This is a genomic window from Stenotrophomonas sp. SAU14A_NAIMI4_5, assembly GCF_003086795.1.
Classification (GTDB): domain Bacteria; phylum Pseudomonadota; class Gammaproteobacteria; order Xanthomonadales; family Xanthomonadaceae; genus Stenotrophomonas.
Genome location: NZ_CP026003.1, coordinates 780,466 through 794,289 on the forward strand (window position 1 = coordinate 780,466; position 13,824 = coordinate 794,289).

At 66.3% G+C, this 13,824-nt stretch carries 13 protein-coding genes and 1 riboswitch; of the genes, 12 read left to right on the forward strand and 1 reads right to left on the reverse strand.

Annotated elements, in window-relative coordinates:
- Positions 1-139 precede the first annotated feature (139 nt).
- From C1925_RS03525 to thiL, 8 genes are all read left to right on the forward strand, one after another.
- The gene (locus C1925_RS03525) at positions 140-883 is read left to right on the forward strand and encodes a hypothetical protein (protein ID WP_108767730.1); all 744 of its coding nucleotides are present in this window, start codon (positions 140-142) and stop codon (positions 881-883) included.
- Between the two features lie 100 nt (positions 884-983).
- A complete protein-coding gene (locus tag C1925_RS03530) occupies positions 984-2,894 on the forward strand; it encodes a peptidoglycan-binding protein (RefSeq protein ID WP_159097473.1) in 1,911 nt (636 codons plus the stop codon).
- A 119-nt stretch (positions 2,895-3,013) separates the two neighbouring features.
- Entirely contained in the window at positions 3,014-3,376 is a 363-nt protein-coding gene (locus tag C1925_RS03535) for a hypothetical protein (RefSeq protein ID WP_108767732.1), read from the forward strand.
- Between the two features lie 87 nt (positions 3,377-3,463).
- Positions 3,464-3,609: riboswitch (FMN riboswitch) on the forward strand.
- Between the two features lie 77 nt (positions 3,610-3,686).
- On the forward strand, positions 3,687-4,313 hold the full coding sequence (locus C1925_RS03540; protein WP_108767733.1) for a riboflavin synthase: 627 nt from the start codon (positions 3,687-3,689) through the stop codon (positions 4,311-4,313).
- Entirely contained in the window at positions 4,310-5,410 is a 1,101-nt protein-coding gene (ribB, locus tag C1925_RS03545; RefSeq protein ID WP_108767734.1) for a 3,4-dihydroxy-2-butanone-4-phosphate synthase, read from the forward strand. The genes C1925_RS03540 and ribB overlap by 4 nt, the downstream gene beginning before the upstream one ends.
- Positions 5,411-5,613: 203 nt before the next feature.
- Positions 5,614-6,081, forward strand: coding sequence for a 6,7-dimethyl-8-ribityllumazine synthase (gene ribH, locus C1925_RS03550; RefSeq protein WP_079220615.1), 468 nt, complete (start codon positions 5,614-5,616; stop codon positions 6,079-6,081).
- A complete protein-coding gene (gene nusB / locus C1925_RS03555; protein WP_108767735.1) occupies positions 6,078-6,557 on the forward strand; it encodes a transcription antitermination factor NusB in 480 nt (159 codons plus the stop codon). Before ribH ends, nusB begins: the two co-directional genes overlap by 4 nt.
- Before the next feature lie 349 nt (positions 6,558-6,906).
- Positions 6,907-7,863, forward strand: coding sequence for a thiamine-phosphate kinase (gene thiL, locus C1925_RS03560; protein ID WP_174213534.1), 957 nt, complete (start codon positions 6,907-6,909; stop codon positions 7,861-7,863).
- Positions 7,864-7,963: 100 nt separating this feature from the next.
- On the opposite strand, the gene C1925_RS03565 is transcribed toward thiL, so the two are convergent.
- Complete coding sequence (locus C1925_RS03565) at positions 7,964-8,335, reverse strand: DUF805 domain-containing protein (protein WP_174213482.1); 372 nt, start codon at positions 8,333-8,335, stop codon at positions 7,964-7,966.
- A gap of 317 nt (positions 8,336-8,652) precedes the next feature.
- Between C1925_RS03565 and C1925_RS03570 the strand changes: the two genes are divergently transcribed.
- The 4 genes from C1925_RS03570 (at position 8,653) to C1925_RS03585 (ending at position 13,782) form a co-directional block, all read left to right on the forward strand.
- Complete coding sequence (locus C1925_RS03570) at positions 8,653-9,390, forward strand: CS1 fimbrial subunit B flags: Precursor (protein ID WP_108767737.1); 738 nt, start codon at positions 8,653-8,655, stop codon at positions 9,388-9,390.
- Positions 9,391-9,502: 112 nt separating this feature from the next.
- The gene (locus C1925_RS03575) at positions 9,503-10,000 is read left to right on the forward strand and encodes a hypothetical protein (protein WP_108767738.1); all 498 of its coding nucleotides are present in this window, start codon (positions 9,503-9,505) and stop codon (positions 9,998-10,000) included.
- A gap of 54 nt (positions 10,001-10,054) precedes the next feature.
- Positions 10,055-12,598 carry a TcfC E-set like domain-containing protein gene (locus C1925_RS03580; protein ID WP_108767739.1) on the forward strand — a complete coding sequence of 848 codons (2,544 nt, stop codon included), beginning with the start codon at positions 10,055-10,057 and terminating at the stop codon, positions 12,596-12,598.
- Positions 12,595-13,782, forward strand: a complete 1,188-nt coding sequence (locus tag C1925_RS03585; protein ID WP_108767740.1) for a hypothetical protein — start codon at positions 12,595-12,597, stop codon at positions 13,780-13,782. Before C1925_RS03580 ends, C1925_RS03585 begins: the two co-directional genes overlap by 4 nt.
- Positions 13,783-13,824: the final 42 nt, after the last annotated feature.

A 13,824-nucleotide genomic window follows, 5' to 3' on the forward strand; every position in this document is an offset into this window, starting at 1 on the left:
CAATAAAACAGGGCTGATGGCACTTCTGGCTCTTGCGCTGGCCGCGTGCGGAAGCAACGCTCCCGATGCGGGTGCAAAAGGAACTACGGCAGCCCCCGAAGCCGGGCCGGCTGCCGCCGAACATGACAAGGACTCTGCAATGACTGCACTCAAACCCCCTTCCGCGGACAGCGTGCTGTACGTGATCTACCAGCGTGACGGCGATGGCGCGGTCACCTACAAGGTCGATGGCGGTGCCATCGTCAGTTACTGGTATGGCCAGGCGTTCGATCTGAAGGGCAAGCACTACTTCACCGGCTTCACCAGCCGCAGTGAGGGCGAGGAAGGTCCGGATTCCGACGCCGGCATGATGGAGCCAGGCAACGTGGCCATCGGCCAGGCCACCTTCGTGCAGGGCGGTACCGCCGATGCACCGGCCTGGGTGCAGCAGGACACCGACGGGTATGTCGGCGAATTCGGCGGCAACGACCAGCCCGAGCCGCTGGACACCGCCCGCAAGGCCCAGACCCACGCGCTGGATGACGGCCGCATGCTGCTGGCCGTGCCCACCCGTAATTTCACCGAGGGCGTGGCCATGTTCGGCTATGCCATCTTCCTGTTCGACCCGGACAACGTGGACAAGCTCTCGTTCCGTCGCTGGGGCTACCTGGGCTCCATCCACGCTGGCGAGGACAATTCGGCGTCCTGTGAAGACGGCGCCGTCACACCGTGCGCCGTCAGTAGCGGTACACTCGCCTTCGGCGCTGTCTCCGGTGGCCTGCCGAAGCTGACCGTAAGCCTGTCGGGCAAGACCATCGACGGCCCGGGCAAGCTGCGTGACCTTGGCGCCGCCGACACCCTGACCTATACCTTCAATGCGGACAAAGAGCGTTATACGCCCTGAGTCCAACGTATCGGTTGACCGCACTGCACATGACTCAAGGATTGAGTCCGGTTGACGTCCCACGGCCCGCGAGGGCCGCACTTCACCTGAGGAGCCAATGATGGCCAGTAACCACGATCGTAAAGAAGTTCTCGACATCATCGAAAAGCAGGCCGATCGCAGCGGGATTCCCCGCGACGATTTCATGCGGTTTGCCTATATCGAGACCGGCGGCAACTTCAACCCGGACGCCAACAACACCAAGAGCGGTGCCAAGGGCCTGTTCCAGTTCGTGCCCACCACCGCCAAGGAATTCGGCCTGACCGGCCACGAATTCGACCCGGTTGCCAACACCCGTGCCGCAGCGGATCTGTACGAACGCAACCGCGACCAGATCGTTGACCGTTCGGCAGAAACCGGTCGCCCGTTCCTGTCCGGTTCGGCCCAGCCCAACGGCATGGACATGTACCTGGCGCACCAGCAGGGTGGCGGCGGCTATGCGTCCATCCAGAGCGCCATCGACACCGGCAAGTTCTCGCGCAAGGACACCCACGACAACATCGTGAACAACATCAGCTCGCGCGATTTCGAGCGGGTGACCGGCAAGCCGTACGAGTCCATCAGCGGTATGGATGATCGCGAGCTGGCCACCTCGTTCAGCCAGTACTGGCAGGCCAAGTACGCGGCCATCGAGATTGCCGACCGCGGCATCACCGCCAGTGCGCCGCTGCCGGCCGCACAGGGCCGTCCGTCGGCCCTGGCCGATGGCGTGCTGGAGCGTGGCGAGCGCGGTAACGACGTGCGTTCGCTGCAGGAATCGCTGAACCAGCTGGGCGTGCGTGACGGCCAGGGCAACACCCTGGAAACCAACAGCGGCATCTACGGCAAGAACACCCAGGACGCGGTGCGCAACTTCCAGCAGACCCATTCGCTGGAACAGACCGGCCGTGCCGATGAGCAGACCCGCGAGGCCATCAAGGCCCAGCTGGCCCTGCCGCAGAACGAGCGCAATGCCACCGAGCGCCCGGCCGCACAGCCGCAGGCGGAAGCCAAGCCGCAGGCGCGCGCCGAGGGCGGGGCAACCTGGCCGGCGCCGGGCAACGACCAGATCAATGCCAAGGACAAGCCCGGCGAAGGCCGTGGCGAATTCGGCACCTCCCGCAATGGTGGCCGTACCCACGGTGGCGTGGACATCCAGGGTGACGTGGGTGATCCGATCGTGGCCTTCGGCGGCGGCCGTGTGACGGTCAAGCCGAACAATGGTGCGGCCGGCAACACCGTGCACATCACCCACGATGACGGGTCGCTGACCAAGTACTTCCATCTGAACGACATTTCGGTGCGCAACGGCCAGCGCATCGAAGCGGGCGATCAGCTGGGCACCATGGGGCGCAGCGGCAACACCCCGTCGCATGGCGATACCCACCTGCACTTCGAACTGTGGCGCAATGGCCGCAAGATCGACCCGATGTCCGAACTGCGCGGTGCAGATCGCGGCGCGGGCGACCATCCGGCCAAGACGGGCGAGCATGTGGCCAAGCCGGCCGGCGAGCAGACCCTGCGCGATGGGTCCCGGGGCACGGCTGTGTCCGAGCTGCAGGAGCAGCTGGGCCGCCTGGGCTACAAGGATGCGCAGGGGCAGCCGCTGGCACGCGATGGCATCTATGGTGATGCGACCCGCCACGCCGTGGAAGACCTGCAGCGTGCCCAGGGCCTGAAGGTGGACGGCGTGTTCGGCCCGCAGTCGCGCGCTGCGCTGAAGTCGCCCGCACCGGAGCAGGCCGCCGAAACCCAGGACAAGCAGGCTGCGGCCGGCAAGGAATCGGGTGGCTTCCTGGACCGCATGTTCAGTGCAGCACGCAATGGCGATGGAGAATCGGTGCAGAAGGCCATCACCGATTTCACCTCCACTCTGAGCCAGCCCTGGGCCAAGCACCAGGTGCAGGAACAGGCGCAGACCCAGACCCAGCCGCAGCAGGCCCAGCCGCAGGCGCCGGATGCCGCCCGTAATTCGGGCGACCTGCAGCGCTGAGCCGGGGACGCTGACGGCTGAAATGGAAGGTATGCGGGGCCGGCTTGCCGGCCCCGCATGGGGACAACGGACGATCCACCATCCCCGTCAGCCGACGCTGCGGGCCCTGAGGACTAGTGATGAAAACCGCGCTGAAGATCTGCCTGGGCATCGTGGTGCTGCTGACCATGAAACTGGATGCGGGCGCCGATGGCTTCTATTCGCCACTCAACTACCGCAAGAATGATCCCTTCCTGTTCTGCACGAAGGGCCAGGACCCGCAGAAGAATCCTTTGCCTTGCTGGAGGCCGATGTACCCCTATAACGGCCCATACATGGCGATGCCGTACTGCAAGCCGCCCTCCTATCCGTACGGTAAGGATTGGACCCAGGACGACATCAAATCCTTGCAGGAATACCTGCTGGTGTGCCCGAACGGGGAATCGCCCGGCGGCTGGCAGGGGGGCGGCATGCCGGAGACCAGCCCCGACGGCTGGCACTGACCGTGCCTTTGCCCACCGCCACCTGAAGGAACATCCAGGCGTCAGGCCTGCCGGTGGTACACTGGCCGCGCCGGTTCGCCGGTACACAAACGTCTTCAGGGCGGGGTGCGATTCCCCACCGGCGGTAGGTGCGCAAGCACAAGCCCGCGAGCGCCCCGGCCCATGGTCGGGGGTCAGCAGATCCGGTCCAATGCCGGAGCCGACGGTCATAGTCCGGATGAAAGAAGACGGTGCCACAGGGCCTTCGCGGCCCTGCGCCCGCCTGTTTGCCTTGCGGCGTTTTTCGCTCACTTTCCGCGGAGAACGTTTCTTGTTTACTGGAATCATCGAAGGCGTCGGCCGTCTGGCCGCACGCGAAGCCATCGGCGGCGATGTCCGCTTCACCTTCAACGTCGGCAACCTGCCGTTCGACCACGTGCAGATGGGCGAGAGCATCGCCATCAACGGTGTCTGCCTCACCGTCATCGCATTCGACGCCAGCAGCTTCCAGGCCGATGCGTCCACCGAAACCCTCGGCCTGACCACGCTCGGCCAGCTGGCTGAAGGCGCCGTCATCAACCTCGAACGCGCCATGCGCCCGACCGACCGCCTTGGCGGCCACCTGGTCAGCGGCCACGTCGATGGCCTCGGCCAGGTCCTGTCCATCCACGAAGATGCACGTGCCCAGCGCTGGCGCTTCGCCGCGCCGGCCGCGCTGCGCCGCTACATCGCCAAGAAGGGCTCGATCTGCGTGGACGGCGTCAGCCTCACCGTCAACGAAGTGGACGACGAAGGATTCGAAGTCGCCCTCGTCCCGCACACCGTGGCCAACACCGCCTTCTCCGCCACCGGCGAGGGCAGCGCGGTGAACCTGGAAATCGACCTGGTGGCCCGTTACGTAGAGCGTTTGATCGGTGTGCCGGCCAATGGCCAGCAGCCGCAGGGGGATGCCGCATGAATTTCGCCCCGATCCCCGAGATCCTTGAAGACATCCGCCAAGGCCGCATGGTCGTCATCGTTGATGACGAAGACCGCGAGAACGAAGGCGACCTGATCATGGCCGCCGAGCTGGTCAAGCCGTCGGACATCAATTTCATGGTCACCCACGGCCGTGGCCTGGTGTGCCTGCCGTTGACCCGCACCCGCGCCGCCGATCTCGGCCTGGCGCCGATGGTGCAGGCCAATACCGCGCAGTTCCAGACCAATTTCACCGTCAGCATCGAAGCGGCCGAAGGCGTGACCACGGGCATTTCCGCCCATGACCGCGCCCACACCATCCGCACCGCGGTGAAGCCGAACGCCAGGCCGGCCGACCTGCACCAGCCGGGCCACATCTTCCCGCTGATTGCCCAGCCGGGCGGCGTGCTGACCCGCGCCGGCCACACCGAAGCCGGCGTCGACCTGGCCATGCTGGCCGGGCTGGAGCCGGCCGGCGTGCTGGTGGAGATCCTCAACCCGGACGGCAGCATGGCGCGCCGCCCGGAACTGGAAGTGTTCGCCCGCGAGCACGGCCTGAAGATGGGCTCCATCGCCGACCTGATCGCCTACCGCCTGGCCACCGAAAAGACCGTCGAGCGCGTGGACGAGCGCGACATCGACACCGAATTCGGCCCGTTCAAGCTGGTCACCTACCGCGACCGCATCGCCCACGACCTGCATTTCGCCCTGGTCCGTGGCACCCCGGCGGCCGATACCCCGACCCTGGTGCGCGTGCAGGTGGAAAACCCGCTGGCCGACCTGCTGCACTGGCGCCGCGATGATTTCGGCGTGGCCGCCACCGATGCCCTGCGCGCGATTGCCGCCGAAGGGGCGGGCGTGATGGTGGTGCTGTCGGCCCCGCGCGACGGCGAGGCCCTGCTGGCCCGCCTGCGCCAGCAGCCGGCGCCGGTGGTGCCGGGCAAGGACAAGGACGTGGGCCAGTGGCGCCGTAATGGCGCCGGCTCGCAGATCCTGTCCGACCTGGGCCTGGGCAAGCTGCGCGTGCTGGGCACCCCCCGCCGCCAGGTGGGCCTGGCCGGCTACGGCCTGGAAGTGGTGGAGACGGTGACCCTGTAAGCCGCCTGGCGTGCCGACCAACGGTCGGCACCCACGGTAGGTGCCGACCGTTGGTCGGCACAGCTTTCAGGCCCCCTGGTAGTGCCGGCCGCTGGCCGGCAACCACGACCCCGGGTTTGCCGGCCAGCGGCCGGCACTACCCACGGGCGCCCCGGGGCCCATCCACGGTAGAATCACCCCCTTATCGAACCCCCAAGCCGCATATGAGCCACTACGAAGGCGATCTTCGCACCCCCGAGTCGGCGCGCTTTGCCATCCTGGCCAGCCGCTGGAACGCCCGCATCACCGATACCCTGGTTGCTGGCGCCCGCCAGAGCCTGGCCGGCAACGGCATTGCCGAAGCCAACATCGACGTGATCCGCGTGCCGGGTGCCTGGGAACTGCCGCTGGTCGCCGCGCGCCTGGCCGCCGCCCATGAACACGCCGCCATCCTCACCCTGGGCTGCGTCATCCGTGGCGATACCCGCCACTACGAACACGTGGCCGACCGCTGCGCCGAAGGCCTGATGCGCGTGCAGCTGGATTTCGGCGTGCCGGTGCTGAACGGCGTGCTGGCCGTGGAACGTGCCGAGGATGCCGAGGCCCGCGCCGGTGGCAGCCACGGCAACAAGGGTGAAGAAGTCGCAATCGCTGCATTGGAAATGGTCAACCTGCTGGAGCAACTGCCATGAACAAGAACACCCAGGGCAAGCCCTCCGGTAAACCCGTCCGCCGTGATGGCATCGACCCGGTGCTGCGCTCGCGCGCCCGCCGTCGTGCCGTGCAGGCCCTGTACGCCTGGCAGATCTCCGGCGGCAACGCACAGTCGCTGATCGCCCAGTTCGCCCACGAGCAGGCCCGCGAAATCGCCGATCTGGCGTATTTCGAAGCCCTGGTGCATGGCGTGCTGGACAACCGCCGCGACATCGACGAAGCCCTCGGCCCGCACCTGGACCGTGGCATCGAAGAAGTGGACGCCATCGAACGCGCCGTGCTGCGCTTGGCCGGCTACGAGCTGCGCTACCGCCTGGACGTGCCGTACCGCGTGGTCATCAACGAAGCCATCGAATCGGCCAAGCGTTTCGGGTCCGAGCATGGCCACACCTACGTCAACGGCGTGCTGGATCGTGCCGCCGTCGAATGGCGCAAGGTCGAATCGGGTCACTGACCCGATTCTGCTTCTGGTGGGTGCCAACCTTGGTTGGCATGGCTGGGAACCTGCTTTGGACTTCGAACGGCGCGGGAACCTGCTTTGGACTTCGAACGGCGCGGGAACCTGCTCTGGACTTCGAACGGCGCGGGAACCTGCTTTGGTAGAGTCGACTGTTAGTCGACTGCTTTTCGATCAGCAGTCGTGGTGTCGGACGGGAAAACAGTCGACTAACAGTCGACTCTACCCCATCGGTTCCGCCTCATCGGTTCCGCCGCGTCGGTTCCACCCCGCCGGTTCATCTCGTCGGCATCATCCGCCCGCGCCCGCCGCCCATCCATGCAACCCGCCGGAGCGCCCCATGTCCCTGGCCGAATTCGCCCTCATTGACCGCATCCGCTCCCGCACCAGCGAGCGTGACGACATCCTGCTCGGCATCGGCGACGACGCCGCGCTGCTGCAGCCGCGTGCGAATGAACAACTGGTGGTCACCGCCGATACGCTCAACAGTGGCGTGCATTTCCCGGCGGAAACCCCGGCCTATGACATCGGCTGGAAGACCCTGGCGGTCAACCTGTCCGACCTGGCCGCGATGGGCGCACGTCCGGCGTGGTGCACGCTGGCGCTGTCCCTGCCGGACACCAGCGAAGACTGGATCGACGCCTTTGCAGAAGGCTTCTTCGCCCTGGCCGACCAGCACGACATCGCGCTGATTGGTGGCGACACCACGCGGGGACCGCTGTCGTTGACCGTGACCGCGATGGGCCAGGTCGGCCGTGGCCAGGCCCTGCGCCGCGACCGTGCGCAGGTTGGCGACGATGTCTGGGTAAGTGGCACGATCGGTGATGCCGCCGGTGCCCTGAAGCTGTGGCAGCAGGGCGCGCTGGACGTGGCCACGGCCACCCTGCTGGGTGACTACGAAACCCTGCGCCTGCGCCTGCTGCGTCCCACCCCGCGCGTCACCCTCGGCCTGCGCCTGCGTGCCTTCGCGCATGCCGCCGTGGATCTGTCCGATGGCCTGGTGGCTGACCTGGGCCACATCGCGGCACGCAGTGGCGTGGCCGCGCAGATCGATGCCGACGTGCTGCCGATCTCGCCGGAGCTGCGTGGCCTGCTCGGCCGCGACGGTGCCCGTGAGTGCGCGCTGCGCGGTGGTGATGACTACGAACTGTGTTTCACCGCCGCCGCCGACCAGCGCGACGCGCTGCTGTACCTGTCTGAATCGCTGGATGTGCCGCTGACCCGCGTCGGCCGCATCACCGAAGGGCAGGGCGTGCAGGTGGATGGCGAAGCCGCCAGCGGCGGTTACCAGCACTTCGTTTGATAGAGGGGCGCGCCGGGCAGGCCCGGCGCCACCACGTTGCCTTGGTAGATGCCAACCTTGGTTGGCACGCATGATCCATTCGGGGTGTGACCCGCCGCGATCAATCGCGCGGTGCGGACACGCCGAAACGATTGCCGCCCGGGGTGCTGGGCAGCACCAGGAACACCAGCAGCACCAGGCTCACGATGGGGACGACGCCCAGCAGCAGCCACCAGCCCGATCGGTCCGTGTCGTGCAGGCGGCGCATGGTGACTGCCAGCGAGGGCAGAGTGAGGATCAGCGCGACCACCAGACCCAGGCCGGTCGATGCCAGCGCCAGCGTCTGCGAGTCGGTGTAGCCGGCAACGAAGCCCAGCACATACAACGGGATCGACACGATCACGATGAACAGCTGGAACAGCCAGAATTCGCTGCGGATGGCGCGCCCGCTGAACTGCGCATAGCGCTTGAGCGGCATCATCATCTTCAACACCGAAACACTCCTTCAAAGAAGCGGGCACTATCGGCTGCAGCATCACCGGCGCGATATCGAGATCGTTGCAACCTGCGCGTGCGTGTCGTTGAAGCAAGGGCTCTCCCACAGTTCCGGTGCCGCGGGACTGTGCGGGACAAGCGGCGCAAAGCGCCTGCCTGGCGCGCGGCTGCAGGTCGTCCATGGCGGGAATGATGGGTACTCTCGACGCGATTGCGAAGTGTCATGTCCCGCCGCAATGAGCGCGATGTTTGCAACTAATTGCATGGGTCTGGAGGTGCGGACTATTCAGAATGGCGCCTCGAAAGGAGCCCGCCATGATCCGTCCCGCACTGCTGTTGTCGTTCTTGCTGGCCATCGCGCCATCGAGCCACGCTGGCACGCCGCAGATCAGCGTTGGCCCTCTGTTTGATTACCTGCCGGCCAACAGCAGTCATCTGCTCAAACGCATCCGCAATACCGGTGAAGGCACGGCCTATGTCCGTGTCGAAGTTTCACAGATGCACTTCAATGGCGAAGGCAAGCCCGTGGAGGTGCCGGTGGATACGGCGGCACTGGCGCGCAGTGCAGACGGTGCAGAGGGCCTGATCGCCAGTCCTGGTCGTTTGATCATTGCTGCCAACGGGCAGCAGGCGACACGTTTGGTCTATCGCGGTACCCGGGACGAAGAGCGTTACTTCCGTCTCCGCTTCATTCCCGTGTTACCCACCACCGATGAATTCTCGTTGAGCGAAGCACAGGCGCAGGAAGCCGCAGGCTTGAGCTCGGCCATCCACGTGTTCACTGGTTACGGCACCATCCTGTTCGTGCCCCCCACCAACCCGCGCTACGACACCCGTATCGAAGGCAACGTCGTGCACAACCAGGGCAACGCGACCCTGGTGCTCGACAACCTGCGCTATTGCGAACAGGCCAGCCCCGACACCTGCACTCCCGGCGTGCTGGCACATGTACGGCCCGGCAACTCCTACGAACTGAACGCTGGACCCGCCCGATTTGCGCGCTTCGATCTGCTCGAAGGTGACGCCAAGCGCAGGGTGGATGCGCGCCGCTAGCGCGCGACCCCTCCATTTTCCGGACTCCCCACGCGGTCCCGCCAGGAGGCCGCCGGCAGCGCTTTGCCTTGTTTCCTGGCCCGATACCCCTTCATTCAACTGAGAGATTCCCATGTCGATCAAGACTGTTGCACTGGCCGCCGCTGCGGCGCTCACCCTGGCCCCGGGCATTGCCCTGGCCGCCGTCGAATCCAAGAGCATCACCGTCAACGTGCAGGCCGACGTGCCGAACACCGCCGGTCTGCAGGTGTCCACCCCGGATGGCTGGGAAGGCCTGCCGCAGACCCTGCCCTGGGATGCCGCCCGCCAGGAACTGCGCGAGCTGACCGGCCGCGTCATCAACGTGAAGTCGCCGGCGGCGATCAGCGCCTACCTGACCGCCGCAGCCCAGATGTCGTCGGCCGCTGAAGTGGTGGATCTGAAGGTGAAACTCGACAACGTCGACGTGCCAGCCACGGCCGCCAGCAAGATCACTGTCGCAACCGCCGCACAGGCCGCTGCGGGCAAGTCCCTGGCGTTCGCCATCGCACCGGTCAAGCCGGCGGGCGACTACGTGCAGGGCACCTATACGGGCCAATTCCACATGATGTTCGAGAGCGACATTCCGTAAGTCGCGTCACCGGCCTGCCGCACGGATCGCCGCAGGCCGCCCCTGGAGCTCCCCATGCACGCCGCGTCCCGTCACATTGCTCTGCGAATGGGCCCACTGGCCACGGCCGTGGCTGCACTGGTGACGGCCGCCTCCACGCAGGCGGCCGGCCTGGCCCTGGGGGAACTGCCCAGTCTGCTGGAGCAGCGCGATCGCATGCCTGCAGAATTCCGCAGCCATCTGTTCGGCGCGCCGCTGACGGTCCGCGTGGATCTGGATGGCCGCTACCTGGGTGATGCCGAGGTCGTGCTGCACGAGGACAACCGCGTGCAGCTGCTGGCCTTCACCGAAGCCTATGAGAGCCCGTGGCCGGAAACCGAACGCGCGCGCTGGGCCCAGCAGCTGGCCGAGCCCATGCCGTTGGGCGTCTGTGCGGATGCCTGCCGTGGCCTTGCGGCCCTGCATTACAGCCTTTCCAATTCCCTGCTGACCCTGCTCACGCCCGATGCCGGCGGCGCCGAGGCGCGCCATGTCGCTTTGCCCGAAGAGGGCAGCCATGGCTTGATCGTCCGCAACAGCCTGGCCGTGCACAGTGGCCAGGACCAACCCACCGCAGCGCGCTACAGTGCCGAACTGCGAGGCAGCGTGGGCCGCTGGAGCACGGTCGGCAGCTACCAGTACTACGCGCAGGCCGCCAGCCGCGAACACTACCTCAGTGCGCTGTACGCACAGCGCGAGCTGGGCGACCACTTCGTGCGTGCCGGCTACTTCCTGCCCACCTTCGAAGGCATCATCCGCCAGCCCCGAGCCCCCGGTGCGCAGAGTGACACCGCGTTCGGCGTCATGTTCGGGTCGTCCGATGTGCTGTTGGCCGATTCGCGCAGCCCCAGTGCGTATCCCGTGTATGTCACCGCCAGCCGCGAAGGCGTGGTGGAGATCTATCGCGATGGCCGCCTGCTGTCCACGCAGGGCGTCACGCCGGGCATCCAGGAAATCGATACCCGGCGCCTGCCGGGTGGCATCTACGATGTCGAGCTGCGGGTGATCGCTGATGGCCAGGAGGCCTCGCGCGAAGTCGCCTCCATCCACAAGCCGACGCGCTGGTCGGATCCCACCCGGCGCTGGCGTTACAGCCTGTTCGCGGGCCAGCAGCAGGGCTTGTTGAACAGCACGTCCTCGCAGAACAAGGGCGGCGCAGCCGCCGGTGCAGTGGTCAACTATCTGCTGCATCCGCGCGCGGTGGCCGGTGCCACCGTGCAGAAGATCGGCGAGCGCGAGTCGGCGGGTGTGTCGCTGGACTGGCAGGCCACGACGGCATTGAGTACCTACACGAATTTCTACACCTCCAGCGACGCTGGCCGTGGCCTGGATCTGCAGGCGCTGTACCGCTACCGTGCCGGCAGTGTAGTGGCCAACCATGGCCGCAGCTGGGTGGAACAGCGCCGGCACGTGTTTCCTGGCGATGGTACGCCGCCACGCTGGCAGACCAGCGGTGGCTGGCAGGACAGTACGGCGGTGTCGATCACCCACCGCTTCGGCGCACGCGACCACGCCAGCATCCGCATTGCACGTACCGCCGGCTACACCCGCGGCACCGGCCTGGATGTGTCCTATGGCCGCCGCGAGACGCTGTTCGGCCGGCACGATGTTAACTGGCAGGTATCCGCCTATGACCGGCCCGGCAGTGTGGCCACGCAGTACCGCCGTCAGCGCGGTGTCGACCTCACTGTCAGCCTGTCGCTGGGCAGCGACCGCCGCAGCTATGCCGGCAGCCTGGGCAGCCGCACCGGTGATGCGGGCCGCCGCGACGGCTACGTGACGGCCTCGGCTACCCAGCAGATCGACAGCCGCTATGTGCGCAGCGCCAATGGCATGGTCACTGTCGACAGCCAGGGTCTCGGCGCCGGCGCCGGCCTGCTCCTGCAGAGCCCGCTGCTGGAAGGCGATGTGTACCTCAATCGCAGCTCCAGCGAAGGCCGCCTCAGTGGCAGCGCCAACCTGGAAAGCACGGTGGTGTTTGGTGGCGGCCATGCCGCCATGATCGGGCAGGGCCGCAGCGGCAACCTGGAAACCGGCATGATCGTGGATGTCCGCAGCGATTTCCCGGACGTGCAGCTGCGTGCCGACGACAGCCAGGGCGGTGGCGTGATGCTGCGGCCGGGCCGCAATTTCGTACCAGTCAACGCATACCGCGCCGGCCACGTGCAGTTCGATTTCCACGGCCGCCACGCGCCGGCCGCCACCCTGCAGCCGGCCACGGTGCGCTACCACCTCAACAAGGGTGGGGTGATGCACACCACGCTGGATGTGCTGCGCACCTACACGGTGATGGGCCAGGTGGTCGATGGCCACGGCAAGGGCGTGCGAGGCGTGCATGTCATCAACCATGCCGGCCGCACGGTCAGCCAGGACGACGGCTTCTTCACCTTGGAACTGAGTGCGCGCGCGCCGGTGGTGCAGATGCAGTACCCCGACAAGATCGCCTGCACGCTGACCCTGGAAGAGGGTCAGCACCCCCACGAGGGCGACCTGTTGATGGTGGGCGGTATTGGCTGCCCGCCCCAGGTGGCCGCGCGGCCAACAACCGATGTCCTGCATCCTTCAAGGAGTGAGCCATGAAGTGGACCACCGTATTGCTGCTGCTCGCGGCCCTGTGGCCCGGCACCGCCACTGCGCAGGTGGTGGAAAAAAAGGTGACCGGTATCTTCCGGCCCAATGCACTGGACCCGGGCAATACCGGGTTTGAGAACACCACGCCGCGCGGGTCGTTGTGCAACTGGCGGCCGGGCGATTGCCAGCGGCGCAATGCCTACATATTCGATCTTGGCAATCGTGAGTATTGGCGCAAACAAGGCACTGGCGATAACGCCTCGCGGCGCAACACGCTGTATTTTGGCCTTCCGCCGCCGCGAATGGTGACGTTCACCAATGTGGATTCCGGGCACAGCTTCCAGGCCGCGATCAGCTTTGTTGCTTTCTCCATGCGGCTGGATTTCACCAATGGCGCAGATCCCTTCACCGGCGGTGTTGCCGGTGATTGCACTTCCATCGCAGGTGCCGGAGGCCTCGGGTGGTCGACAGGCGGCTGGGCGGTGCGCAACCCCAGTGGCGCGAATACCTGCTACAGCTCGCGTACTCGCAACAACCGAGTGTACCGCTATCGCAATGTGGGCATCGGCATTGATGTGCAGCTTCCCAGCGCGATGACCTTGCAGGACGGCCGATACACCGCCGTGGAAAGCTGGACCACCGGTGGTGCCGACGCCGACATCGACCTGGGCGACAACATCACCGGGGTGCAGGCCATCCAGTTGAACTTCGAGTTCGACGTACAGCATGACTTCCAGGTGCGTTTCCCGGTTGAGCATCCGCGTGTGCTGCTGGCGCCGGACGGCGGTTGGTCGCAATGGGTTGACTACGGCAGACGGCCTTCGCGCCTGCGCCAGGAGCTGCCGTTCCACCTGACGTCCTCGATGGATTTCAGCATGAAGCTGCGCTGTGAGTACCCCGCTGATGGCGACCGTTGCGGCATCCGCGATACACGTGGGAGCGCGATCGTTCCCGTGGATGTGGATGTCACCCTGCCGGGCATGGTCAACGAGCGCGACGGGCGACCCGCGCAGTTCACGTCGTTGACGCCGGTGGATGCTGGCGCACCCCGTTTCACATCACCGGCCTACCTGCGCAACCTGCGCTCAGTGCTGCGTTTCATTGCCGGCCAGGCGGCCGTGGACGAGATGGTAAAAGCCCCCGGCTCGCAATGGCGGGGCGACATCACGATCGTGTTTGACGCAAACCCCTGACACTGCACCGAGTCAGATCCCTTTGCGCTGCAAAGGGATCTG